Origin of the sequence: Pseudoalteromonas sp. APC 3250, from assembly GCF_030407915.1 — a bacterium.
Taxonomy (GTDB): domain Bacteria; phylum Pseudomonadota; class Gammaproteobacteria; order Enterobacterales; family Alteromonadaceae; genus Pseudoalteromonas; species Pseudoalteromonas tetraodonis.
Genome location: NZ_JASDCM010000003.1, coordinates 132,569 through 156,522, shown reverse-complemented (window position 1 = coordinate 156,522; position 23,954 = coordinate 132,569). Strand labels below are relative to the sequence as shown.

Sequence of the window (23,954 nt, the reverse complement as noted above, 5' to 3'; positions counted from 1 at the left end):
AGGTGCTACTTGATTAGCCGCCCCTAATCCAAACAAAGTATATATTTTTTGTTTGAAAATAATTAATTTTTAGTTAAACAATTTCGTTTTTGTAGATAAAATACCTTGTTTTTTGCTTTTTATTATTTTAATGCCGGCTTAAGTTAACATAAAGTTAACCAATTAATTCTAGGATATTATAATATGAAAAAGAATAAACTCGCCTTAGCATTAGTTCTTACTGGTATTTGTGCAGCCGGAACTGCCCATGCTGCAAACGATCGCTTCATCATTCAAGTTGATAATAATAAAAAAGGTGTTGTTAAAGCGCTTACTAAAAAACTAGGTGGTGAGATTAAAGTAGATGGTAATTGATTTATTGCCGCAAAATTTACTGGTCAAGATTTAAGTAGCTTAAAAGGCCTACTCAACAACCCACATATTAAACTCATTGAAGAAGATCATAAGCGTGTACCTATGTCATTATTTAACGATGATGTAGGCGATGCAATGCAGCAGCAAATTACGCCTTATGCCGTTTATCAATCACAGGTTGATCAAGTAACTTTTGATGCCAATGCAGGCATGAAAGTCTGTGTTATCGATTCCGGCTTAGATAGATCAAACCCTGACTTTATTTGGGGCAACATCACCGGTGATAACGACAGTGGCACCGGTAATTGGTTTGATAATGGCGGCCCACATGGTACTCACGTAGCCGGTACAATTGGTGCTGCAGACAACGTCCTTGGTGTGGTAGGTATGGCACCGGGTGTGGCAATGCACATTATTAAAGTATTTAACGAATCAGGCTGGGGTTACTCATCTGACTTGGCTCAAGCAGCAGATTTATGTTCTCAAGCAGGTGCGAACATTATTAGTATGAGCTTAGGGGGCGGCGACTCAAACAGTACAGAATCAAATGCGTTTGCTAACTTTACTAATGCAGGCGGCCTTGTTGTTGCTGCCGCGGGTAATGATGGTTGGTGCTAATGATGCCAATAATCAAATTGCTGATTTTTCACAATTCCCAAGTTGTTCATCAGGTCGTGGTAAACGTGCAACAAACGATGAAACCATTTGTGTAGAAGTAACAGCCGGTGGTGTTGATACGCTATCAACCTACCCTGCAGGTATGGCTACAGCAGCGAGTATGTCAGCCGATGGCACAGCATAAAATTCATCAGCAATGGAAAATGCAGGTCAAGTCACGGCGAGTGTCTACTTTATGGGGACCGGCGAAACAGTTGATCCAGCAGCGGCTGGTAAAGTATGTATGATTGACCGCGGCGTTGTTTCATTTTACGACAAAGTTGCTAACTGTGAAAACTCAGGCGGTTTAGGTGCGGTTATTATTAACAATGAAGCCGGCATGTTATACGAACACTAGGTGATACCAACAATACTTCAATTCCTGCTGTAGGCGCTGCATTTGAAGATCGTAGCGCATTAGTTGCTAGTACAAACGTGACAATTAATATTGGCGCAACTGATTATGGTTTTATGAGTGGAACGTCAATGGCAACGCCTGCGGTTTCAGGTATTGCTGCGCTAGTATGGTCTAACCATAGCGGCTGTACAGGCACAGAAATTCGCGATGCGTTAAAAGCAACAGCGCAAGATCAAAGGGCTGCTGGTCGTGATGATTACTTTGGCTATGGTATTGTATAAGCGGCAGACGCTGATGCTTACCTTACAGCAAACGGCTGTGCGGGTGGCGATACTGGTGGTGTTGATCCAGAGCCAGGCGTAGATGATATCTCTCTTAGCGCTTCAAGTTACAAATCAAAAGGCACTAAATTTGTTGATTTAAGTTGGAATGGCGCAGCAACAAGCCAAGTTGATATCTACCGCAATGGTAGCAAAGTCATTACCACTGCAAATAATAATGCCTACACCGACAGCATTAATACTAAAGGGGGTGGCATCTATACATATCAAGTATGTGAAGCGCTGAGCACTACGGTGTGCTCAAATAATATCACCGTTAGTTTTTAATAAATTTAGCACTTCGTTATGTTTAAAAGCATAACGGCTAGTTTTATAACAACTTAGTATCCTCAACTTAGCGGGCAATATGCCCGCTTTTTATTTTTGTATTTGCTTGATAAAATCACTCATCACTTCTTTCTCGTACTGTTTAATGATCAACCCTGACTTTTTGCTCTCATTTTTACTCGCCAGTTTTCTCATGGCCGTTGCGCCTGGGCCATCAAACGCGTTTTTAATGGCACAAACATTTGCTAACGGGCGAAAAGCAGGTATGCAAAGTGCTTTTGGCTTTGCCTTAGGTGGCGTAGTACATACATTTTTTGCGGTTGTCGGTTTAAGTGCTATTTTAAAAGCCTCTGAAACAGCCTATGCCAGCGTACAATATGCAGGTGCAGCCTATTTATGTTACTTAGGTTTTATGATGCTTAAAGGCACGTTTATGCCACCATCTTGTGAGCAAAGCGATAAACCGCATGTTACAACCAATAAAAACAAAAATGTCATGTTTCAAGCCATGATGACAGAAGTGCTTAATCCTAAGGTGGCTTTGTTTTTTATTGCTTTTATCCCACAATTTGTTGACCCTAGCTTGTCATCTGCAACCTTTCAGCTGGCATTTTTTGGGCTACTTTATCCAATCTTTGCTTTTCCGATTGACTGCACGTATATTTATTTCGGCGATAAAATAGCTCAATTTTTTAGAAATCACCCAAATAGCCAGCTTTGGATTGATAGGTTCACAGGCATTGTATTTATTGCCTTGGCTATCAATTTATTACTCTAACTAATAAGAATCAGCATGGATCAAAAAATACAATCTCTACCTGCGCAAAAAAATATAGCCTTAGTAGCACATGACGGAAAAAAAGCCGCGCTTAAGTTATGGTGCGAAAAACATAAGGCCATTCTAAGTAAACACACTTTATATGGCACAGGGACTACTGGGCATTTAATAGAGAAAACAACAGGGCTTGATGTTATTCAATTATTAAGTGGCCCTATGGGCGGCGATCAACAACTCGGGGCGAAAATAGCGGAGCATGAAATACATGTATTAGTCTTTTTTTGGGACCCTTTAGCCTCGCAACCTCATGATCCCGATGTTAAAGCTCTGCTACGTTTAGCTGCTGTGTGGAATATTCCTGTGGCGTGTAATGAAGTGAGTGCCGATATGCTACTTAGCTCACCATTAATGGATATAGAGCTTGAGCGAACATTGCCAGATTACGAAAAATACCTCGCAACCCGACAAATATCTCTATAGTAGCTTACTTATAAAGTATGCTGGCCCATTTAGTAAGGCCAGCAGTTACACTACCAAAGTGATCACCGTTCACCATTTTTATGTTGCCTAAATGCTCACTCAACGCTGCTTTAATTAATGGAGACTGTGCACTTCCTCCCGTTAAGTAAATCACATCGGGAGTGGTATTGGCATCAGTAATTGCCTGTTTAGCCAAGGTAACAATCTGACTAATGCTATCGTCAACAGCAAGCGCTAAATCAGCGACTGAAATATCTTTGCTTAATGAGTTATCTAAAAAGGCTAAATCACAATTAAAACTATTTGCGGATGTTAATGCAATTTTAGCCGCTTCAGCTTGTTGAACTAATTGGTGACCTTGCTTATTTTGCTGTAAGTGAATAAGTCGTTTGTAAAGTTCAGGGGCGCTGACATCGCGTAACTGCGCACTGAGTTCACGATAATGCTGAGCACTATAAAACTGGCTCTGTAAATTCACATCGTTAATTTTACAAGCTTGCCAAAATGGTTGATTAGGTAGCGGTAAACCTGATTTAAACGTACTGCCAAGCCCGAGTAACGGCATTAAACCATGGTAGCTCAAAGCAATATCTAAATCGTTTCCGCCAACACGTTTACCACTATGTGCTAAAAAGTCTGCATCTCGCTGGCTATTTCCTCTAAAGCTTGGCCCCATTTGTACAAATGAGCAGTCACTGGTACCACCGCCAATATCAATCACCAATACTTTTTGGTCTTGCTTTAAATCACTTTCATAATCAATCCCAGCCGCGAGTGGCTCATATAAAAACTCAACATCTTTAAAGCCTGCTCGGTTTGCTGCGCGTGTTAAAATACCCACGGCTTGTTGGTTTGACTGCTCACCACCGACCGCTTGAAAATTCACTGGGCGCCCAATAACAGTTTGGCTCAGCGTATACCCTAACGATAATTCAGCACGTTGTTTTATTTTTAAAATCATTGCTGTGGCAATATCTTCAAAAAAATTGATTTGCCCTTGCTTTAAGCCCGTTGCGCCAAAAAATGATTTAGGGGATTTTACAAAATAACCCTCTTCAGGAAATTGTACATATTCACTAATTGCCTCACGGCCAATAAATAGAGTGTCGTCGCCGGCTTGTAAGTCTAGGTCTGATTTAATTCGCGGGAGCGTATTAAGCAAGGGTTGGCGCGCGGTTTTATAGGCATGCTCATGCTCTGAGCCCTGCAAATGCTGCGCAACAAAATCAACGACTAAGGCGCTATGATGAGTGTATAAAGTTGATGGAAGATAATGTTTGCCTTGCTCTAAAGGGATAAGCTGAACACGCTCTTCGTTTAAAACACCCATAGCACAATTAGAACTACCATAATCAAAACCAACAAACATAGATCACCAAACATTACCAAAAAGGCCGCGCAATTTAGCATAATTGCTAAAAAATATATACTGAATTGGCCTAAACTCTTTATTTTTCGGGTCTTTCTCGCAAAAAGCTAGCAAAACGCGGTAAACCATTTTTAGTGTATCCGTGGTATCGATAAGTGATTGTTGAACCAATGGCTGGCGGACGCTTGCGTTCTTCATCACTAAAGCCCGTGCCAATAGAAAAGGTTACGCCTTGCTTGGTTTGCACTCGCAATGCCCCGAGCATACCTGTGTATTTACCTTTACCTGGTAAATATTCAATAACTAGCGCTTCAGCATCCAAATAAGGTTTGAGTTTTAACAATGCACTAGAGCGACCACTCGTATGCTTAGCCTCTGCTAAATGAAGCATAACGCCCTCGCCACCTTGTTTGGTGATCTCATTAAAGTAATCACTTAGTTGCTGATTGTCGCTAAATTGATATTGCTTAACCGCCTTAATATGTGAGCTATTTAACTTAGTAATGAGTGACAGGTAATTTTGATAGCGACGATGAAAAGGCGTGCTTGTATCTGGCATATCAAATACTTGATAAGTCACTGTTTGCCAGAGTAAGTCGTTGGGTATTTTTGTTCTAACAATACCACTGAGAACAGAAAATTGACCCCGCTGGGTCCATAACTCACCGTCTAACCAAACATCAGGCAAAGGGGCGGTAAACCACTTAGGAGGATTAATTGGATTACCTTGGCGGGTAACAAATTGTTTCCCCGTCCATATTGCTCTAACGCCGTCAAACTTTTCACTCACCAAATATTGGCGAATATCGTTATGCTTAGTTTCATCATAAACATCAGCGAGTTGCACCTGCGGCAATTGCGCTAATAAACTCGCACTAAAAAGCGTTAAAAAAATAAATAGCGTTGTTTTAATCATCACCATTACTGCATCCTTGCAAATTTAAATATGGCTTAAACTATAGTTGAGATTGAAGCCATTGCCAAAATTCTTCAAGGTTATGCATTTGCTGTGTTGCTTTACTGAAGTCGTGCTGCTCGGTGTGCTTATTAGCAATCGCTACAACGGCTAAGGCTGCATTATTTGCTGCTGTTACGCCAGTGAAGGTATCTTCAACAGCAATCGCATTTTTTGCAGCGACCTGCATATTTTTAAGTGCTAATAAATAGGGATCACCGGCAGGCTTTGGATTGGTTACATCGTCTTTTGTAACCACCGTATCAAATAAATCATAAAACCCTAATCCTTTTAGTATTGGCTCAGCTTCATGGCGTGCGCTGCCTGTTACTAACGCCATTTTTAAGCCTTGCTCTTTAACCGCGAATAAAATATCTGCAGCATAAGGCATTAAAGGCGGTAAATTGGTTTTAACGAATTTGCTAAACAAACGGTATTTTTCATCCGCTAAATAGCGACTACTCACAGACAAGTTATGGGTTTGTTTTATTTCCTTTGCGGCGTCAATCGTGGGGCGCCCTGAAAAGCGCTGGCAAAAATCATCTTCGTCATAACGCACACCAAAAGGCGCAAGTAATTGGCTCCAGCAGATATAATGCACACTTTCAGAATCAACTAACGTGCCATCCATATCAAATAATACCGCTTCAATAGACATACTTTCTCCTTGTTGTTTAGCTGTTTAGCTGTTTAGCTAATCAGCCTATGCTCTGAATAATAAAAAAGGTGCCTAAGCACCTTTAATTAATTTATGTTACTCGGTCAAGCCTGCTGGTGGCTCAGCATAAGCGTCTTCACCTGTGTCTACATCAACTAACTCGTAACCACGGGCTTTGCGCATCACTTTAAGTACGGGTTTTTCAAATGCGGTTTTTAAGCGCTCAGCATCATCTTTTAGCTCATCTAACGTGGTACCAAACGGCGCTGCCCCCGTTTCTGACCAGTTAGTTACTTTACCATTTAGGTTGTATTCCACTTCATGTATTTGATATTGCGCCGCTTCATCTTTGGTTGCTTCACAAAAAATTACACGATAATTCCAAAATCCAGCCATTACTTTTTCTCTTTAATAAACATATGAGCGCTACTTTAGCAGCTCTACAAAAATAAAAAAGCCTGCACTAGGCAGGCTTTTATCAAAAATTACAATTTAACGTTAAATTTTTCGATTAGAAAAAGTTAACTTTAAATTCAGCACCAATGTAACGCTCTTCGTTAACCATTGCTGTGTTGTTGTTGAAGTCAACACCACCAATTGCTTGTTGCTCGTCAAATAGGTTACGCACGAATGCCGATACTTCATATTCGTAGTCGCCTTGCGCCCATGCATAACCAGCACGTAGGCCTACTTCTGTTAGTGGCTTACCTTCAAACTCAACTGATTCATATAAGAAAAAGTCAATTTCACTACGGTACGACACATCAGCGTAAGTGAAGAATTCACCTTCAGCGAGTTCTTTAGTGTAACGAAGTGTGATGTTAGAGATCCACTCTGGAGCATGCGGTAAGCTGTTACCATCTAAAATAGCACGGTCTTCAGGACCAAATGCACCTGGTACTTGGAACGTAGGATCAGTAACAGTACATTGTGCACACACAGCAACGGCTAAATCTTTGTCTTTAAGCTCGGTTTTGTTGTAGCTTAAGTTAAACGTGGCATTTAGCTCATCCGTTAACACCCACTCAGAATCAATTTCGAAACCGTAGCCAGTTGTTTTATCAGCATTTAATAAGCGGTTAAAGTTAGCACCACCACCTACAGCCGTTAGCTGTTGGTCGTCCATGGTGTAATAAAATACCGTTGCGTTAACACGGCCTTGGCCATCTAATACATCAGATTTAATACCTGTTTCAAACGAAGTAACAGTCTCTGAATCAGCAACGGTTACTTCATCACCAAATAAGATGCGACCTTGAAGACTCGGTGCACGGAAACTGTTAGCAATGCGGCCATACCAGTTTACGTCATCATTGACTTTGTAGTTAGCCGATAAATCCCAGCTTACGTGATCATCGCTTACATTTTTTTCAATGTAAGTAGCAGCACCACCTACAGGGCTAAGCGTACGATTTGCTGAGAACTCTTTCTCATCGTCAGAGTAACGAAGGCCCGCGGTTACTTTTAAATCATCAGTAATGGTGTAATCAACTGAGCCAAACACAGCCCATGCTTTAGTGTCTTGCTGTTGGCTAACAAACCCATTTAATACGCCATTATTAGCCGTATCATAGCTAAAGTTTTCAATCGTTAATGCTTCGTCGAAGTAAAAAACACCCACCTGGTAATTTACATCGCCAGCAAAGTTGCTTGATAAACGTAACTCTTGCGTGTATTGGTCTTGGTCTGGAATACCATCAGCACTTTCTGAAGAAAAAGGAATAAAACCAGGACCCATAGCTACTGGAACATCATTGATAGAGAATCCACCGTAACCACCATCAATGTCAGCACGAGAGTAAATTTCTGCACTTTCCCAACCAGAGATTGACGTTACTGTGTGGTTAGCTAAGTCCCACTCAAGTTTAAGGCTTGCACCTTGTGATTCCACTTGTTGCGTCGCACGCGATGCGGCATCGTGGTAAACCACATCATTTTCAAAATCATCAACTAAGTCGTTAGTGCCAGGTTTGATAGTATTGGCACGAAAGGCAATTGGAGAGCCATCTAAATCACGGACATGGTAGTTAAATAATCCAGTGAAATCGTCACCTTCATATAAAAATTGAATACGTGCAGCTTGTTCAGTGTAACCACCTAAGGCATCTTTTTGTTCAAAGCCCGGTGCACGATTATCAATATAATCGTCTTTGTCTTGCCAAAGTACTGAAACACGCGTTGATAAACGGTCTGTTAATGAACCACCAACAGCACCTTCAAAATCAACTGCGCCACGGCTACCGTATGATACAGAGCCATAACCTTCAAATTCTTGACTTGGTTTAACGGTATCAAATTTAACTAGACCAGCAGGCGTATTACGGCCGAACAACGTACCTTGTGGGCCACGAAGCACTTCAACACGCGCTACGTCAAATACAGGAAAACCTTTTAAAATAGCATTTTCTTGTACAATTTCATCAACCACAAGTGACACAGGCTGTGAAGCATTCAAATCGAAATCAGTGTTACCTAAACCACGTACATAAAAGCGTGGGAATGAACGACCAAATGAAGATTCAATAGATAAACTTGGGATTTTCGCATTCATAAAACGAATATCCATACCAGCTGAGCTGTAAGCATCTAAACTGTCGCCTTGCAGGGCTGAAACAGCAACAGGTACTTCTTGAGCGTTTTCTACTCGTTTACGAGCAGTTACTTGAATAACTTCTAGTTGGTTCTTCTTAGCAGTAGTTTCTTGCTCAGCAGCTAGGGCTGAAATTGAAGTACCTGCTACGGCAGAGAACAACGTTGCATTGATAAGGGTTGCTAACGTAGATCTTTTCATTGCTTTCATGTCGGGGTTAACCTTTTTAGTGCACTCTTGTTCAACGGTTGATGTGTTGCGCAATTACATAATTACGGATTCAGTCAATTTTTCGCGACTTGCTCTATGCGGCGCGGACCTTATTACCGAGAGTACAAAAACGGCATAAATAAGGCTGACTGAATGCGCGAGATTATACCATGCTGTAATTAATTTACCGCATACTGAGCGTTAAAAATATAAACTTATTTTTAACACTTAAGCGCACTATCCCGACTTTTAGTGTACTTTTAGCAACTAAACAGCCAAAAGCGGACATATGTCCTTACAATGAATTGTTAAAAAATATAGATAAATAAAGCGGTACTTTCTAGATACTACTTTTTCACTAAAGAACGCGTCAGTGCAATTTCACCATCAATATGAATATCTCGCTGCGGGAATGCAATCACCACATCGTGTTGTTCAAACACTTCATAAATACTAAAGCGAATATCACTGCGCACTTGTCTTAAGCGAGTTTCAGATTCAGCGCACACCCAAAAAATAGCATTAAAGACCAGCGAGCTGTCGGCAAAGTCATCAAACAATACGGTTGATTGAGGCGTTGCCAATATTGCCTCATGTTCATCTAATACTTGCTGAATTAACTTTTTAACCAGTAATACATCAGAGCCATAAGCTACGCCTACGCTCACAGATGAGCGCGCATTACCGTCAATAAGCGTCCAGTTGGTTACAGTGTTTTCTAATAACTGGCTATTGGGTATTAGCATATGAACACCGTCGTTCCTGCGAATACGAGTAGAGCGAGTATTAATGGTTTCAACCACCCCTTTTGCAGTGCCAACCTCTAAAAAGTCACCAATACGGATTGGCCGCTCCCACATTAATATCCAGCCACTAATAAAGTTATTAATAATATTTTGTGCACCGAACCCTACACCAATGGCAATAGCACCCGATACAAAGGCAAATGCGGTTAGTGGAATGTTGAGCACCTCAAGGGAGGTAAAAAGTAAAATCGCAATACTTAAAATAAAATAAAAACGCGTGAATAAATGCACTGCATCTGGGCTCATTTTTCGTGCAAGTAATGACTTTTTAATTAACTTGCCAATCTGAGTCACCACAACCCACATAGTAAACAAAATTAGCGGCACTTGAATTACTTTTGCCACGGTAATGTGAATGTCGTTGTAGCTAAACAATACAAAGGCGAGAATGTGATTAATTTGTTCTAAGTTCATTGATTTTCCATGTGTAAGGTCGCACACAAACGATTATTTTTATGCGCTAATAATACCCCAAGTTTAGCATGCGGTTAGCTTAAATACGCAGCAACAAATTTAAAGCTAATTGCATAATTGCTGTATTTTTCTACTTTTTTATTTACATACCGAGTTTTTATCACCTAATTTGCGTTTAAATCCCGCTTTAAATCGATAAACTTTGTTGTATATAAGTCAAAATTTGGTAAGTTAACTGGGTTTTCGACTCGAAAAGCCTATTTCGGCTACTATTTTTTATGGAGTTATTATGCGTAAAACACTGATTGCCACTACGATTGCTAGTGCACTTTTATTATCTGCCTGTTCTTCTGAAAGCACCCAAGAAACAAAACAACAAAGCACAGCACAAGTGCAAGATATCAACGCAAGCAATGTATTATTTAAACCAAGCCCATTACAATACATGGCTCCTGAGTTTGATAAGTTTGGTACCACTGAATACGAAGCTGCATTTGATGCAGGTATTGCACAACATAATGCAGAAATTTTGGCAATTGCCAATAATCCAGAACCAGCTACTTTTGAAAATACCTTGGTAGAAATGGAACTTGCTGGTGAGTTATTAAACCGCGCATCAGCTGCATTCTACAACTTATCAGGTCTTATCTCTAACGATGAGTACCAACGCATTGATAAAAAAATGGCGCCTGTGTTCTCGGCTCACTCTGATGACATTTATTTAAATGGTGCATTGTTTAAACGTGTACAAACGGTATACGACAATAAGGATAAGTTAAGCGCTGAAGATCAACGCCTAGTCGATTTTTACTACAAACAGTTTGTAAAAGCCGGTGCAAAATTAAACGATGCTGAAAAAGCAAAAATGCGTGAAATCAACGCAGAGCTTGCAAAACTATCAACTGAGTTTTCTCAAAACGTATTAAAATCGTTTAAAGAAGATGTCATTTTAGTAACAGATAAAAGCAAATTAGCGGGTTTATCTGAAGGTGAAATTGCCGGTCTTGCAGCCGCTGCTAAAAAAGCAGGCAAAGATGGCTACATGATCACCTTAGTTAACACCACGCAACAACCTATTTTAGCAAGCCTTGAAAATCGCGAACTACGTGAGCAAATTTTTAAAGCATCAACCAATCGTGCTGCTAAAACAAATGGCCCTATCATTATTAAAGAAACTAACCTGCGCGCACAAAAAGCAGAACTGTTAGGCTTTAAAGATTGGGCTTCTTATGTAATGACTTCACGCATGGCGCAAACTACTGATAACGTGTACGGTATTTTAGATGACCTAGCGCCAAAAGCCGTTGAAAAAGCGAAAGCAGAAGCACAAGCAATTCAAAAAGTAATTAATGATTCGGGTGAAAACTTTGAACTTAAACCATGGGATTGGTCTTTCTACGCAGAAAAAGTACGCGCTGAGAAATACGACCTAGATCCAGCCTTAGTTAAGCCTTATTTTGAAATGCAGTCGGTTATCCATAACGGCTTGTTCTTCGCTATGGAAAAACTTTACGGTATTACCTTTAAAGAGCGTAAAGACCTGCCGGTTTACCACGACGATGTAATGGCATTTGAAGTATTTAACGCCGATGGCAGCGCCATTGGTTTATTTTACATGGACCCATATGCACGTGAAGGTAAGCGTGGTGGTGCATGGATGAGTGCATACGTAAGCCAAAGCGGCTTAAAAGGCACTAAACCTGTTATTTACAACGCACAAAACATTCCAAAGCCGGCTGAAGGCGAGCCAACGCTCATGACGTTTGACGAAGTATCAACTATGTTCCACGAGTTTGGTCATGCGGCACACGGTTTATTCTCTGACGTTAAATACCCAAGCCTAGCAGGTACTGCAACAGCACGTGACTTTGTTGAATTTCCATCACAAGCACACGAAGATTGGATGATTGAACCAACGGTACTTGCTAACTACGCTAAACATTACAAAACTGGAGAGCCAATTCCTCAAGCACTACTTGATAAAGTACTTGAGTCGCAAAAGTTCAACCAAGGTTTTGGTACCACTGAATATTTAGCAGCAGCACTACTGGATATGGAATGGCATTCATTTGGTTCTGATAAGAAAATAACTGACGTACAGCAGTTTGAAAGTGACGCATTAAAGGCACATGGTATTGATTACTACCCTGTTCCGCCGCGTTATAAATCAAACTACTTTAGCCATACTTTTGCAGGTGGTTACTCAGCAGGTTACTACGCTTACCTGTGGACTGAAGTATTTGCAGCCGATGCGTTTGCTCACATGGAAAACAACGGTGGCTTAACGCGCGAAAATGGCGATAAGTTCCGTAAAGAGATCCTATCAAAAGGTAATAGCCGTGACTTAATGCAAAGCTACATTGAGTTTAGAGGCCAAAAACCAACGACTGATGCATTGCTTAAGCGCCGTGGTTTAGTTGATTAATTAATATTTTTAATCAACTGATATAAAAGCCCGCTTGCGGGCTTTTATTGTTTATAGAACAATATATAACAGATAAACTGACACCCTTACTTAAGACAAGATGAGTGTTATGGGCTATTTATTTGCAGTTACCCTTCTTTGGGCGTTTTCGTTTAGTTTAATTGGTGTGTATTTAGCAGGCCAAGTTGATGCGTGGTTTAGTGTGCTAATTCGTGTGGCTTTAGCAGCGTTAGTATTTTTGCCTTTTTTAAAGAAAATCCCCACCCCGCTTGCATGTAAACTCATGCTGATAGGCGCACTGCAACTGGGGGTTATGTATGGCTTTTATTACCACTCATTTTTGTTTTTAAGTGTGCCTGAAGTGCTATTATTTACTGTAATGACCCCGCTTTACATTACGCTTTTAAACGATGCGCTAAATAAACAGTTTAATCCGCAGTTTTTTATCGTCGCGTTTATTGCCGTGTTAGGGGCTATTACCATTCGTTATGAAAACTTAGACAGTAACTTTTTAGTCGGATTATTACTGGTTCAAGGCGCTAATATTAGTTTTGCCATCGGCCAAGTAACCTACAAACGATTAATGCTTAATAAACAACTCGATGATAAAACCGTATTTGGTTGGTTTTTTATTGGCGCACTAATTGTTGCAAGCGCCTGTTACGCCTTATTTGGTGATCTTAACAAATTACCAAGTACCTCAACTCAATGGAGTATACTGATTTATTTAGGTATTGTGGCCTCTGGTTTAGGCTACTTTATGTGGAATAAAGGCACGACGCTTGTCAATGTTGGTGCGCTGGCGGTGATGAACAACTTACTTATTCCTGCCGGTATAATTGTTAATGTGCTTATTTGGAATCGAGACGCTGACCTACTTAGATTAAGCATTGGCGGGGGAGTGATGCTGGTTGCCTTAGTGGTAAACCAAATAATGACTAAATCAGCAAATTAATCACTCTGTAGTGAAATTGTCATTAATAATTAGTAAGGTAGCGTCCACTTTTATTTTTAAGGACAAATAATGAAGCGCATACCTTTTCTAACAACTTTTTTATTATTAAGCTCACTTACTGGCTGTGATGACGATGTAAAAATAGTCGAAAAAGAAGTGGTTGTTACCAACACTGACGTTGAAATTGTTGAAGTACCTACCCCGGTTATTGTTGAAGTAGCACAAGGCACTAATATTCAACTAGGTACTCGCCCAGACTACCTAGTTGACGATATGGCTAGCAGCGCACTAAAAACAAAATTAGAATCGTGCAAGGATGGTCCTTTTTATCGTACTGATTTTTCAATTGGTCACCGCGGTGCTCCAATGCAATACCCAGAACACACTAAAGAATCTTATATTGCAGCCGCTCGCATGGGAGCAGGTGTTGTCGAATGCGATGTAACCTTTACCAATGATAAAGAGCTAGTATGTCGTCATTCTCAGTGCGACTTGCACACCACCACCAATATTTTAGCCATTCCAACATTGGCTGCTAAATGTAGTGAGCCATTTACCCCAGCAAACTCTAACAGTGGCACGCCTGCTTCAGCTAAATGTTGTACCAGTGATATTAGTTTGGCAGAATTTTTAACTCTTGAGGGCAAGATGGATGGCGCAAACACCAGTGCCACCAATGTTAGCGATTACATGAAAGGTACACCCAGTTGGCGCACTGACTTATACGCCACCTCTGGTACACTCATGACCCACAAACAAAGTATTGCACTCTTTAAAGAGCTGGGAGTAAAAATGACCCCAGAGCTTAAATCCCCTCAAGTAAGTATGCCTTTTAACGGTATGACCCAAACGCAATACGCACAAAAAATGCTGGATGAATACACGCAAATGGATGTACCCGCCTCGCGAGTGTATCCGCAATCATTTAATTTAGCCGACGTAGAATATTGGATTAATACTAATCCTGAATTTGCAGCGCAGAGTGTCTATTTAGATGGGCGCGACAGCAATGCAGGGTTTGATCCAAACAACGCTGCAACATGGCAGCCATCTATGGCAGAGCTCGTAAACGACGGCGTTAAAATTATTGCGCCACCCATATGGATGCTATTAAGCATAGATAACAACAGTAATATTGTCCCCTCACAGTATGCCATTGACGCTAAAGCCGCGGGGCTTAATATCATTGCATGGAGTCTTGAGCGCTCAGGCCCTCTAAATCAAGGTGGCGGTTATTATTATCAGTCAATTAGTGATGTTATAGATAACGATGGCGATATGTTCACTGTGGTTGATGTGTTAGCGCAAGACGTAGGTGTAATGGGTATCTTTTCCGATTGGCCTGCAACCGTAAGTTACTATGCTAGTTGTAATAACATGCCTGCAAGTATTTAAACTTTAAGGCGTGTTTATTTTATCGCGCTCAGTTACCATATATTTTATATATTATTTAACTGAGCACTTTTATGATCATCCAACATCACCATGCTGACTTGCCTACCCCAACGGGGTTAATGCGCACTACGGTTTATCGCCCACACGCTCACGGGCAATTCCCAGCCATTATTTTTTACTCTGAGATTTTTCAGCAAACCGCGCCTATTGCTCGCAGCGCCGCTATTTTAGCAAGTCATGGTTTTGTGGTACTTGTGCCAGAAGTATTTCATGAGCTTAACCCTATCGGGACAGTGCTTGCTTATGATGATGCGGGTAAAGATAAAGGCAATAACGATAAATGGGCAAAACCGCTTGAATCTCACGACAGCGATACCCAAGCGTTAATCGACTTTGTGCAAACACACGATTACTGTACTGGCTCTGTGGGTGCAATGGGTGTTTGTATTGGTGGGCATTTAGCGTATAGGGCCGCATTAAACCCCGCAATAAAAGCTGCTTTTTGCTTATATGCCACTGATATTCATAGCGATACACTTCCCGCACAAAAAGGGAATAATTCATTTGAACGTATGGCCGATATACAAGGTGAAATCCACTTTATTTGGGGAAAACAAGACCCTCATGTGCCACAACAAGGTCGCGACAAAATTTATCAACAAGCGGTTAGTACGGGTATTAATTACCAATGGCAAGAAGTGAACGCGCAACATGCCTTTATGCGTGATGAAGGCGAGCGGTACGATGCAGCACTTGCTATCACCATGTATCAGCAAGCCGTTGCTTTGTTTAACCGAGTGCTTTAAGCGCTATTATTTAAGCATACCTAATGCGGTATGTTGCTTTACAAAATACGCTTTTAAATAATCAATAAACAAACGCAGTTTTTTAGAGCCCGCCGCCCCAGGCGGGAACACCCCATAAAGCTCAATGTCTTTGCTTTTATAATCATCGAGTATAATTTGCAGCAAACCCGCTTGTACTTTTGGCCATGCATCATAAAGTGGAATACGACCAATACCATGCCCCGCCTCTACAAACGCAGTGCGTGCAGCAGCGTTATTGGTGCTTAAACTACCTTGCATTGTAATATCGACCTTTTTTCCTTCTTTTTGTAAGGTCAGCGTTTTACTGCCTAATTGATAAACCACCCATTGATGCTTTGCCAACTCATCGGGTGTAGTGGGTTTACCAAAATGCGCAAAATAATCGGGCGCACCACAAATACAGGTACTCATAGTGGTGAGCTTAGTGGCTTGTAAGTTCGAATCGCGCAGTGCAACCCCTCTAATTGCAAAATCAAACCCGTGCTTAATAATATCCACCACATCATCAGTTAGCTGTAAATCTATATCAATTTTAGGGTACTGACGTTTAAAGGTATTTATTGCCGGTACAATTAACTGCATCCCTACATTTACTGGGCAACTTATTTTTAATAGCCCTTGAGGTTCACTTTTTATATTTTCTATTTGCTGATTAGCGGCATTAGCTTGCTCTGTAATAACACGGCAACGCTCATAATAGGCCATTCCGGCTTCGGTTAACGCCATAGTGCGGGTAGAACGGTTAAGTAGCGTCACTTCGAGCTGTGTTTCTAATTTTTTTAAGTGATAACTCGCTACGGCACGGGTCAGCCCTAATTGTTTTGCCGCTGCAGTTAAGCTGCCCTGCTCTACAATTTGTGCAAATACCACCATGCTTTTTAACTGTTCAAACGAGACTTTCATAGGTGCTCCAATGCGGTTTTAACTTCAACCCTCTTATTGTATCAATTATTGAATCAATTAAGTTAAATTTATCATCGTTGTTTAAAGCTCTCTTAGTGCATATAGTATTTACCAAGCAAGATTAATTAATTTAAATCATCATAAGGAATACCTTACATGGCTAAAAAAATACTAATGGTTCTTACATCACATGCAGAGCTTGGTAACACAGGCGAAAAAACTGGTTTTTGGGTAGAAGAATTTGCAGCCCCTTATTACGCATTTGTTGATGCAGGTATTGAAGTAACATTGGCTTCTCCAAACGGCGGTCAGCCACCGATTGACCCAACTAGTACACTTGATGATTTTCAAACTGAGGCAACCAAACGTTACGATGCAGACAGTGGTGCACAAACACTGATGGCAAATACCAAGGTTTTAAGCGAAGTAAACTCTTCTGATTACGACGCCGTATTTTACCCTGGTGGTCACGGCCCTTTATGGGATTTAGTCGATAACACCGATTCTGTATCGCTCATTGAAAGCTTTATTAAAGAGCAAAAACCAGTCGCTGGCGTGTGTCATGCAAGTGCGGTATTTTTAAATGTTAAAGACGCTGATGGCAATGCATTAGTCGCCGGTAAAAAAGTAACGGGCTTTACTAACAGCGAAGAAGCTGCTGTACAACTTACTGACATAGTTCCATTTTTAGTTGAAGACGAACTTATCAAAAAAGGTGGCGATTACCAAAAAACCGATGACTGGGGCGTACTTGCTCTAGAAGATGGTTTATTGATCACCGGTCAAAACCCAGCAAGCTCAGAACTTGCAGCTAAAAAGCTATTAACTAAACTAGGTTAATAGCAGCCAACAACTCAAATCAGCACAGCATTTTATGCTGTGCTTTTTTAATTGCTTTTCATTACCTTATACAATTCCTATACTGGCAACACTTTCGGTAAATTAGGATCACACTATGGCCACTAAACCAAACACGCTTTCACTTATTACCAGTACCCGTTTTGCTATTTTTAGCATTATTATTATTTGTTTTGTATTGCAGCTTATTAATAGCCTACCTGGCATTAATTTAAACGGTTTAGGTATTTATCCCAGAAGTATTCAAGGGTTGGTTGGTATTCTTTGTGCTCCCTTTTTACACGGTAGCTGGTGGCATTTTGCCAGTAATATGTTGCCATTTGCTGTATTAAGCTGGTTAGTTTGCCAGTACAGCGTACAGCGCTTTTATAGTGTATTTATATTCACCGCTTTAGTAGGTGGCTTATTAGTTTGGATGTTTGCCCGCAGTAATATTCATGTGGGTCTAAGCGGTGTCATCTATGGTTTGTGGGGCTTTATTTTATGCTATGGCATTGTAAGACGTTCATTTAAATCGATTTTTATCGCTGTTATCGTAGCATTTTTATACAGTGGCTTTATCTGGGGCGTATTACCGCAGCGTTTTCATATCTCGTTTGAGAGCCATTTTTTTGGTGCATTAAGTGGATTGTTTTTAGGTTATAAACTAGCAAAAGCAGATAAATTAAAAAATCAGCAAGCAACAACTAAAACACGCGTTTAATAAAGATAGAGGTTATTTATGAGTGAAAACAACAAATACATCCCGCCTAAAGTATGGACATGGGACAATGAAAGTGGTGGTAAATTTGCTAGTATAAATCGCCCCATTGCAGGCGCTACTCATGACAAAACATTACCGATTGGCGAACATCTATTTCAGCTTTATTCGCTGGCAACACCCAATGGCCAAAAAGTTAGTATTATGTTTGAAGAGCTTTTAGAGCTTGGCTTAACCGATGCCGAATACGATGCGTATTTAATTAATATTGGTGAAGGCGATCAGTTTGGCTCTGACTTTGTTGATATCAACCCGAACTCAAAAATACCCGCGCTGATGGATCATTCAACCATACCGCCAACACGCATATTTGAGTCAGGTGCTATTTTACAATACTTAGGCGAAAAATTTGATGCCTTTATTCCTAACGATCTCAAAGCCAAAACAGAGTGTCGTAACTGGCTATTTTGGCAAATGGGCTCAGCACCTTACTTAGGCGGTGGGTTTGGCCACTTTTACAGTTATGCACCGAGTAAAATGCAATACCCGATTGACCGCTTTACCATGGAAACTAAGCGCCAGCTTGATGTACTAAACCGCCATTTAAGTGACAATGAATACATGGCAGGCAGTGAATATTCAATTGCCGACATTGCTATTTGGCCGTGGTATGGCTCACTGGTTTTAGGTGACCTATACGACGCGGCAGAGTTTTTAGATGTTGCATCTTATACCCATGTGGTTCGTTGGGCTAAACAAGTGGCTGCACGCCCAGGCGTAAAACGAGGTCGTCGCGTTAATCGTACGTGGGGCCCGGAAGAAGAGCAAATGGCAGAGCGCCACACGGCCCAAGACTTTAAATAAAAGTCAAAACAGTTCAATAAGCCAGCTGCTTAGCTGGCTTTTTTATGTCCATTATTAAAAAAATACTGAATCATATTTCAGTTTCATATTTTATAAAAAATTAAATAATTTCCTTTTAAAACAGGAAAACACGCCAAAATGGACTAACTTTAATAAAAATTACTAACATAAAGTTTATTATGCGATCTTTGGTTTGTGTACTCCTCTTAAGTGTACTTTATATTGCAGCATTTCCTTTAAGTGCACGCAGCGAAGATCTGAAAACATTAACGCTCTACCATGACTCAGACTATTCAAACCATTACGAATCGGCCTATGCAATGAAGATGGGGGTGCTGACTGCTTTAGCAGAGATTAATAATAACGTGCAAGATTATCAGCTCACACTGATTGAAAAAGACAACCGAGGTAATGCGAATCGCAGCTTATTGCACATGCAGCAGTTTCTAAAAGACCCCAATGCACTGGTTTTTATTGGTGGATTGCACTCCCCGCCCTATATAAAAAATAGAGAGTTCATCAATAAAAACAAACTATTACTACTACTGCCTTGGGCTGCCGGAGGGTCTATTACCCGATACCCTAGCGATGATAACTGGGTATTTAGGCTCTCGGTAGATGATACAAAAGCCGGTTATAGAATGGCCCAATTTGCAACGCAAACTCTAAATTGCAAAAATCCGCTCTTACTTTTAGAAGACACGCCATGGGGAAAATCAAACAACAACACCATGCTTAAGGCCTTTGGTGATATAAAACCACAAGTAAAATGGTTTAACTGGAACACAAAAATAAATAACGCCAAATTAATGCTACATCAAATAAAAAATACACCTGCAGAGTGTATTTTATTTGTTGGAAATGCCATTGAGGGGGCTGTATTTATAAATGCGATGGCAAGTTTTGCCAAAAATGAACGCCTTCCTATTGTTAGTCATTGGGGAATAACGGGTGGGGGTATTTTTGCCAACGTTGAGCAAGCCATAAAATCAAACTTGAGCTTACATTTTATACAAAGCTGTTTTTCATTTTTAAAAACGCCGCAAACCGCTTTAACTAAAAATGTTATAGCACAAAGCTTATCCCTCAAGCCTACCCCTGTAGCACCCACTGAGTTAATTTCTCCGGCTGGATTTATTCATGCCTACGACTTAACAAAACTATTGTTACAGGGCATATCACAAATAACTTTAACCGATAATACAGAGCACAACAGAGCAAAAATTAAAAATGCGCTTGAGAACTTAACCATGCCAGTTAATGGCTTAATAAAACAATACCAACGTCCTTTTGCTGTGTGGTCAGCTAATAATATTGATGCCCACGAAGCACTTGGTTTTGACGATTTATGCATGGCAAATTATCAGCCAGATGGAAAAATACACATTATCGAAAACCCAATAGGCAATATTGAGTAATGCGAGCATTAATAAATAAAAAATTTAAGCTCTCAACAAATAATGCTTTTTATACTTTTTTAGCATTGAGCTTAATATTATCAGTGACTATTTCTTTACTGTTTGTTGGTCATCGTGCAAATACAGCTATCTATGATTTGCAAAGTAAAAGTCTTGAGATTGAATCTAAACTCACCACCAGCTACCTCACACTATTTTTAGAAACAAGAACACAAATTCTTAATGACCTTGCTCGTCAACCTATTTTATCTAACGCCATAATGGGTTCAGACACCTCAAAAGCGCTACTCCAAGATTACCTTTTTCAATATAAAATAATGGGTAGCACCGAAAAAATAACGATTATAAACGTATTAAAAGAGGTGGTTTTTAGTAACGACCCTTCGCTTAACGAGCTGAGTATAATTGAGCAACCATGGATAAATAGCTTACTTGAAGAGCAAACAGAAAAGGCGGTGATATTAAATAAGCCAACCAATACCGACCTATTCACCATTGCGGTGCCTATAAAATATAATAACTTTACTGAGGGCGTGCTTATGGTGCAATTTAATACGCCAATGACCCAGTTACTACCGACCGACTTTGACCGTGAAAGCCATGGACTGACTTTAGCAGGCCCATGGGTTTATTATTCTAATTTAAATCAAGGTGACGAGTATGTCAGTATTAACCAAAACCTCATTGGCAATACAGATATAACATTAAACTACTACATTACTGCCAATTTAATTGCTGCTAAAACTACTCGCTTCATAATCGATATTGCTATATCAATTATTGTAAGTATGGCTTTATCGTCGTTATTCCTGTTTGTATTTGGTCGGCACTTACTACTAAACCCGTTTAAGCTTTTAGAATCCTCAAGAGAAGCTATAAAGCAAAGTGAAGCGCGTTACGAACTGGCGGTTAAGGGCAGTAATGATGGTATTTGGGATTGGGATATTGTTACAAATGAAGTATATTTTTCTCCCCGTATTAGCGTATTGCTTGGCTACGACGAAAACGATAAAAACGCTTTGCCTCACTGTGCTGATGCACTTTATAAGTTACTTCACCCTGATGATATAACCAAGCATAAAAAGCAAATAGCAAATCACTTAATTAGCAACATTCCCTTTAATTACGATTATAGATTAAAGACTAAATCAGGCGCTTATCGTTATTTTACAGTAAAAGGGATGGCACTGCGCAATGAGCATAATAAAGCAATTAGAATGGCAGGCTCTGTAACTGACATTACTGAGCAAAAACGTTCTCAAAAAGCATTAAAACAAGCAAAAGAGCAAAATGATTTATTAGCGCAGGCAATCGAATCGTGTAATGTGGGTATTTCTATAGCCGATGCGAGTGTGCAAGGCTTTCCTTTAGTCTTTTTAAACTCTGAATTTGAAAAAATAACAGGCTATAGTAAAGAGGAAATGCTAGGAATAAATTGCAGCTTACTTCAAGGGCCAAACACCGATAAGAACGCAATAGATATTATTACTAATGCAATAAAAACATTAAAAACTCAACGTATAGAAATACTAAATTATAAAAAAGATGGCACGGAATTTTGGAATAGCCTACAAATCTCGCCTGTTTTTAACGAGCAGCAACAACTCACAGCTTATGTGGGAATTCAGCAAGATATCACTGAGCAAAAAGCAGCGAATCAATTATTAATTGAAGCAAAAGCTTCGGCTGAACAGGCTAACATTGCCAAAAGCGAGTTTTTAGCAGCAATGAGTCATGAAATTCGCACGCCTATGAATGGCGTATTAGGCATGCTTAATTTGATTTTAGATAGCTCATTAAATGAAAAACAACACCATCAGGTAAGCATTGCACTCAATAGTGCAAACTCCTTATTAAATATTATTAACGATATTTTAGACTTTTCAAAAGTGGATGCCGGTAAGCTTGAGCTTGAGGAGTTAGAGTTTAACCTTTGTAACATGCTCGACGATTTTATCGAAACAATAGCAATTCATGCCCACAGTAAAAATATTCCGTTAATGCTAGATATAGAGCATCTTGAATACGCTTTTGTCATTGGTGACGCCGGACGCCTCAAACAAATTTTAACAAACTTAGTAAATAATGCGCTTAAATTTACTCATAAAGGCGAAGTGCAAGTTATTGCTAAACTCACACCGATTAACAATAATCAAATGCGTTTTAACTGCCAAGTAATAGACTCTGGCATTGGTATTTCTGCAGCCCAACAAGCCAAGCTATTTAAATCATTCTCTCAAGTTGACTCTTCAACAACACGAAAATATGGAGGCACGGGCTTAGGCTTAGCGATTGTTAAAAAGTTATGCCACCTAATGGAAGGTGATATACAGGTACAATCTAAAGAAAATAAGGGCAGTAACTTTAGCTTTAATGTTGTTCTAAAACGCAGTAAAAACCCACAAAAAGTATTACCTCCTGTAGATATGTCATCGTTAAATATTTTAATTGTGTGCAGCAATCAAACTCAATCTTCTATTTTACACAAGCAGTTTACTAAATGGAGAGCAACAGCCGTAATCAGCCCATCCGCAAAGCAGGCTGTGCAAATATGTCAGCAATATATCGAAAAACAAAACCTTTGTTTTGATTTAATTATGATTGATATGCAGCTAAGTGACGGCGATGCTTTAACCTTAAGTAAAACCCTTGATAAAGAAGTAGATCTTATGGCTGCGCATGTTGTTTTAATGACCACGAGTGAGCTAAATAAACAGCGCGATTTATATCAAGCGCCTCGGTTTTCAGCCATTGTTACAAAGCCCATAATCACACAAAATCTTTTTAAGATGCTATCGACCTGCTTTAGCGATAAACAGCAAAGTAATAGCAGCCTCATTACTGAGGATTTATCTGACACTCTGCCTTTGTCGAGCGATGATATTGTGTGGGACAAAAGTATTCGTATTTTACTGGTTGAAGATAACAACATTAATCAAATCGTCGCCTCTACCACGCTTAAAAAGATAGGAATTAATAGCATTGATATTGCAGAAAATGGCCAGCACGCGCTCGAATATTTAAAACAAACAACTTCCCATAACCCGTACTCACTCATTTTAATGGATTGCCAAATGCCAGTGATGGATGGTTACCAAGCCACAACCCATATAAGAGTAAATGAAGCTGGAAGTAAAAATCCTCCAATTACTATTATTGCTATGACAGCAAACGCTATGGTGGGCGATAAAGCTAAGTGCTTACAGGTTGGAATGAACGACTATATTTCTAAGCCCATTGCGCAAGACATATTATTTAAAAAACTCCTAAAATGGTTGCCATATGAGCTTAAAAACAATGAGTAAAGTAGATATGTTAACCATATCATCTTAATATATATAAATATTTGTACTTATACAGCGGTAAAATAGT

19 protein-coding genes and 1 pseudogene are annotated in these 23,954 nt (G+C 39.9%); 13 read left to right on the top strand and 7 right to left on the bottom strand.

What is annotated here, in order from left to right; all coding sequences use genetic code 11:
* Positions 1-183: 183 nt before the first annotated feature.
* From QL986_RS04625 to QL986_RS04610, 4 genes and pseudogenes are all read left to right on the top strand, one after another.
* Positions 184-354, top strand: coding sequence for a hypothetical protein (locus QL986_RS04625; protein ID WP_249365177.1), 171 nt, complete (start codon positions 184-186; stop codon positions 352-354).
* Between the two features lie 3 nt (positions 355-357).
* Positions 358-1,977 (top strand): annotated as a pseudogene (locus tag QL986_RS04620) (S8 family serine peptidase).
* Positions 1,978-2,122: 145 nt separating this feature from the next.
* A complete protein-coding gene (locus tag QL986_RS04615) occupies positions 2,123-2,755 on the top strand; it encodes a LysE family translocator (RefSeq protein ID WP_024602846.1) in 633 nt (210 codons plus the stop codon).
* Between the two features lie 15 nt (positions 2,756-2,770).
* The gene (locus QL986_RS04610) at positions 2,771-3,235 is read left to right on the top strand and encodes a methylglyoxal synthase (RefSeq protein ID WP_024602847.1); all 465 of its coding nucleotides are present in this window, start codon (positions 2,771-2,773) and stop codon (positions 3,233-3,235) included.
* Positions 3,236-3,239: 4 nt separating this feature from the next.
* Here the strand turns inward: QL986_RS04610 and yegD are convergent, their stop codons facing one another.
* The 6 genes from yegD to QL986_RS04580 all read right to left on the bottom strand — a co-directional run bounded on the left by yegD (position 3,240) and on the right by QL986_RS04580 (position 10,237).
* Positions 3,240-4,604 carry a molecular chaperone gene (yegD, locus tag QL986_RS04605; protein ID WP_024602848.1) on the bottom strand — a complete coding sequence of 455 codons (1,365 nt, stop codon included), beginning with the start codon at positions 4,602-4,604 and terminating at the stop codon, positions 3,240-3,242.
* A gap of 79 nt (positions 4,605-4,683) precedes the next feature.
* Complete coding sequence (locus QL986_RS04600) at positions 4,684-5,526, bottom strand: DNA ligase (protein ID WP_024602849.1); 843 nt, start codon at positions 5,524-5,526, stop codon at positions 4,684-4,686.
* A 34-nt stretch (positions 5,527-5,560) separates the two neighbouring features.
* Positions 5,561-6,217, bottom strand: a complete 657-nt coding sequence (locus tag QL986_RS04595; RefSeq protein WP_024602850.1) for an HAD family phosphatase — start codon at positions 6,215-6,217, stop codon at positions 5,561-5,563.
* 96 nt (positions 6,218-6,313) lie between these two features.
* Entirely contained in the window at positions 6,314-6,613 is a 300-nt protein-coding gene (locus QL986_RS04590) for a hypothetical protein (RefSeq protein WP_024602851.1), read from the bottom strand.
* 115 nt (positions 6,614-6,728) lie between these two features.
* Positions 6,729-9,017 carry a TonB-dependent receptor gene (locus QL986_RS04585; RefSeq protein ID WP_028835403.1) on the bottom strand — a complete coding sequence of 763 codons (2,289 nt, stop codon included), beginning with the start codon at positions 9,015-9,017 and terminating at the stop codon, positions 6,729-6,731.
* 347 nt (positions 9,018-9,364) lie between these two features.
* Complete coding sequence (locus QL986_RS04580; RefSeq protein ID WP_016899418.1) at positions 9,365-10,237, bottom strand: mechanosensitive ion channel domain-containing protein; 873 nt, start codon at positions 10,235-10,237, stop codon at positions 9,365-9,367.
* 289 nt (positions 10,238-10,526) lie between these two features.
* On the opposite strand from QL986_RS04580, the gene QL986_RS04575 reads away from it, so the two are divergent.
* From QL986_RS04575 to QL986_RS04560, 4 genes are all read left to right on the top strand, one after another.
* Positions 10,527-12,662: a M3 family metallopeptidase gene (locus QL986_RS04575; RefSeq protein WP_024602853.1), complete on the top strand. Its 2,136-nt coding sequence runs from the start codon at positions 10,527-10,529 to the stop codon at positions 12,660-12,662.
* A 100-nt stretch (positions 12,663-12,762) separates the two neighbouring features.
* Positions 12,763-13,617: a DMT family transporter gene (locus QL986_RS04570; RefSeq protein WP_290191267.1), complete on the top strand. Its 855-nt coding sequence runs from the start codon at positions 12,763-12,765 to the stop codon at positions 13,615-13,617.
* Between the two features lie 69 nt (positions 13,618-13,686).
* Positions 13,687-15,012, top strand: a complete 1,326-nt coding sequence (locus QL986_RS04565; protein ID WP_290191266.1) for a glycerophosphodiester phosphodiesterase family protein — start codon at positions 13,687-13,689, stop codon at positions 15,010-15,012.
* A 71-nt stretch (positions 15,013-15,083) separates the two neighbouring features.
* Complete coding sequence (locus tag QL986_RS04560) at positions 15,084-15,818, top strand: dienelactone hydrolase family protein (RefSeq protein WP_028835409.1); 735 nt, start codon at positions 15,084-15,086, stop codon at positions 15,816-15,818.
* Between the two features lie 6 nt (positions 15,819-15,824).
* Here QL986_RS04560 and QL986_RS04555 read toward each other — a convergent pair whose 3' ends face one another.
* A complete protein-coding gene (locus QL986_RS04555; RefSeq protein WP_033103835.1) occupies positions 15,825-16,742 on the bottom strand; it encodes a LysR family transcriptional regulator in 918 nt (305 codons plus the stop codon).
* A gap of 156 nt (positions 16,743-16,898) precedes the next feature.
* Between QL986_RS04555 and QL986_RS04550 the strand changes: the two genes are divergently transcribed.
* From QL986_RS04550 to QL986_RS04530, 5 genes are all read left to right on the top strand, one after another.
* On the top strand, positions 16,899-17,582 hold the full coding sequence (locus QL986_RS04550) for a type 1 glutamine amidotransferase domain-containing protein (RefSeq protein ID WP_036956829.1): 684 nt from the start codon (positions 16,899-16,901) through the stop codon (positions 17,580-17,582).
* Positions 17,583-17,697: 115 nt separating this feature from the next.
* Positions 17,698-18,303, top strand: coding sequence for a rhomboid family intramembrane serine protease (locus QL986_RS04545; protein WP_036956828.1), 606 nt, complete (start codon positions 17,698-17,700; stop codon positions 18,301-18,303).
* A gap of 18 nt (positions 18,304-18,321) precedes the next feature.
* Positions 18,322-19,164, top strand: a complete 843-nt coding sequence (yghU, locus tag QL986_RS04540) for a glutathione-dependent disulfide-bond oxidoreductase (RefSeq protein ID WP_036956827.1) — start codon at positions 18,322-18,324, stop codon at positions 19,162-19,164.
* A gap of 179 nt (positions 19,165-19,343) precedes the next feature.
* On the top strand, positions 19,344-20,582 hold the full coding sequence (locus QL986_RS04535; protein ID WP_036956826.1) for an ABC transporter substrate-binding protein: 1,239 nt from the start codon (positions 19,344-19,346) through the stop codon (positions 20,580-20,582).
* Positions 20,582-23,887 carry a PAS domain S-box protein gene (locus tag QL986_RS04530; protein ID WP_290191265.1) on the top strand — a complete coding sequence of 1,102 codons (3,306 nt, stop codon included), beginning with the start codon at positions 20,582-20,584 and terminating at the stop codon, positions 23,885-23,887. The genes QL986_RS04535 and QL986_RS04530 overlap by 1 nt, the downstream gene beginning before the upstream one ends.
* Positions 23,888-23,954 lie beyond the last annotated feature (67 nt).

Bases quoted from the DNA above. Each gene is read 5' to 3' on its own strand.
- QL986_RS04555 (WP_033103835.1), bottom strand. From the start codon at position 16,742: ATGAAAGTCTCGTTTGAACAGTTAAAAAGCATGGTGGTATTTGCACAA.
- QL986_RS04580 (WP_016899418.1), bottom strand. From the start codon at position 10,237: ATGAACTTAGAACAAATTAATCACATTCTCGCCTTTGTATTGTTTAGC.
- QL986_RS04610 (WP_024602847.1), top strand. From the start codon at position 2,771: ATGGATCAAAAAATACAATCTCTACCTGCGCAAAAAAATATAGCCTTA.
- QL986_RS04570 (WP_290191267.1), top strand. From the start codon at position 12,763: ATGAGTGTTATGGGCTATTTATTTGCAGTTACCCTTCTTTGGGCGTTT.
- QL986_RS04530 (WP_290191265.1), top strand. From the start codon at position 20,582: ATGCGAGCATTAATAAATAAAAAATTTAAGCTCTCAACAAATAATGCT.
- QL986_RS04565 (WP_290191266.1), top strand. From the start codon at position 13,687: ATGAAGCGCATACCTTTTCTAACAACTTTTTTATTATTAAGCTCACTT.
- QL986_RS04595 (WP_024602850.1), bottom strand. From the start codon at position 6,217: ATGTCTATTGAAGCGGTATTATTTGATATGGATGGCACGTTAGTTGAT.
- QL986_RS04545 (WP_036956828.1), top strand. From the start codon at position 17,698: ATGGCCACTAAACCAAACACGCTTTCACTTATTACCAGTACCCGTTTT.
- QL986_RS04560 (WP_028835409.1), top strand. From the start codon at position 15,084: ATGATCATCCAACATCACCATGCTGACTTGCCTACCCCAACGGGGTTA.
- yegD (WP_024602848.1), bottom strand. From the start codon at position 4,604: ATGTTTGTTGGTTTTGATTATGGTAGTTCTAATTGTGCTATGGGTGTT.
- QL986_RS04590 (WP_024602851.1), bottom strand. From the start codon at position 6,613: ATGGCTGGATTTTGGAATTATCGTGTAATTTTTTGTGAAGCAACCAAA.
- QL986_RS04535 (WP_036956826.1), top strand. From the start codon at position 19,344: ATGCGATCTTTGGTTTGTGTACTCCTCTTAAGTGTACTTTATATTGCA.
- QL986_RS04615 (WP_024602846.1), top strand. From the start codon at position 2,123: ATGATCAACCCTGACTTTTTGCTCTCATTTTTACTCGCCAGTTTTCTC.
- QL986_RS04585 (WP_028835403.1), bottom strand. From the start codon at position 9,017: ATGAAAGCAATGAAAAGATCTACGTTAGCAACCCTTATCAATGCAACG.
- QL986_RS04575 (WP_024602853.1), top strand. From the start codon at position 10,527: ATGCGTAAAACACTGATTGCCACTACGATTGCTAGTGCACTTTTATTA.
- QL986_RS04550 (WP_036956829.1), top strand. From the start codon at position 16,899: ATGGCTAAAAAAATACTAATGGTTCTTACATCACATGCAGAGCTTGGT.
- yghU (WP_036956827.1), top strand. From the start codon at position 18,322: ATGAGTGAAAACAACAAATACATCCCGCCTAAAGTATGGACATGGGAC.
- QL986_RS04600 (WP_024602849.1), bottom strand. From the start codon at position 5,526: ATGGTGATGATTAAAACAACGCTATTTATTTTTTTAACGCTTTTTAGT.
- QL986_RS04625 (WP_249365177.1), top strand. From the start codon at position 184: ATGAAAAAGAATAAACTCGCCTTAGCATTAGTTCTTACTGGTATTTGT.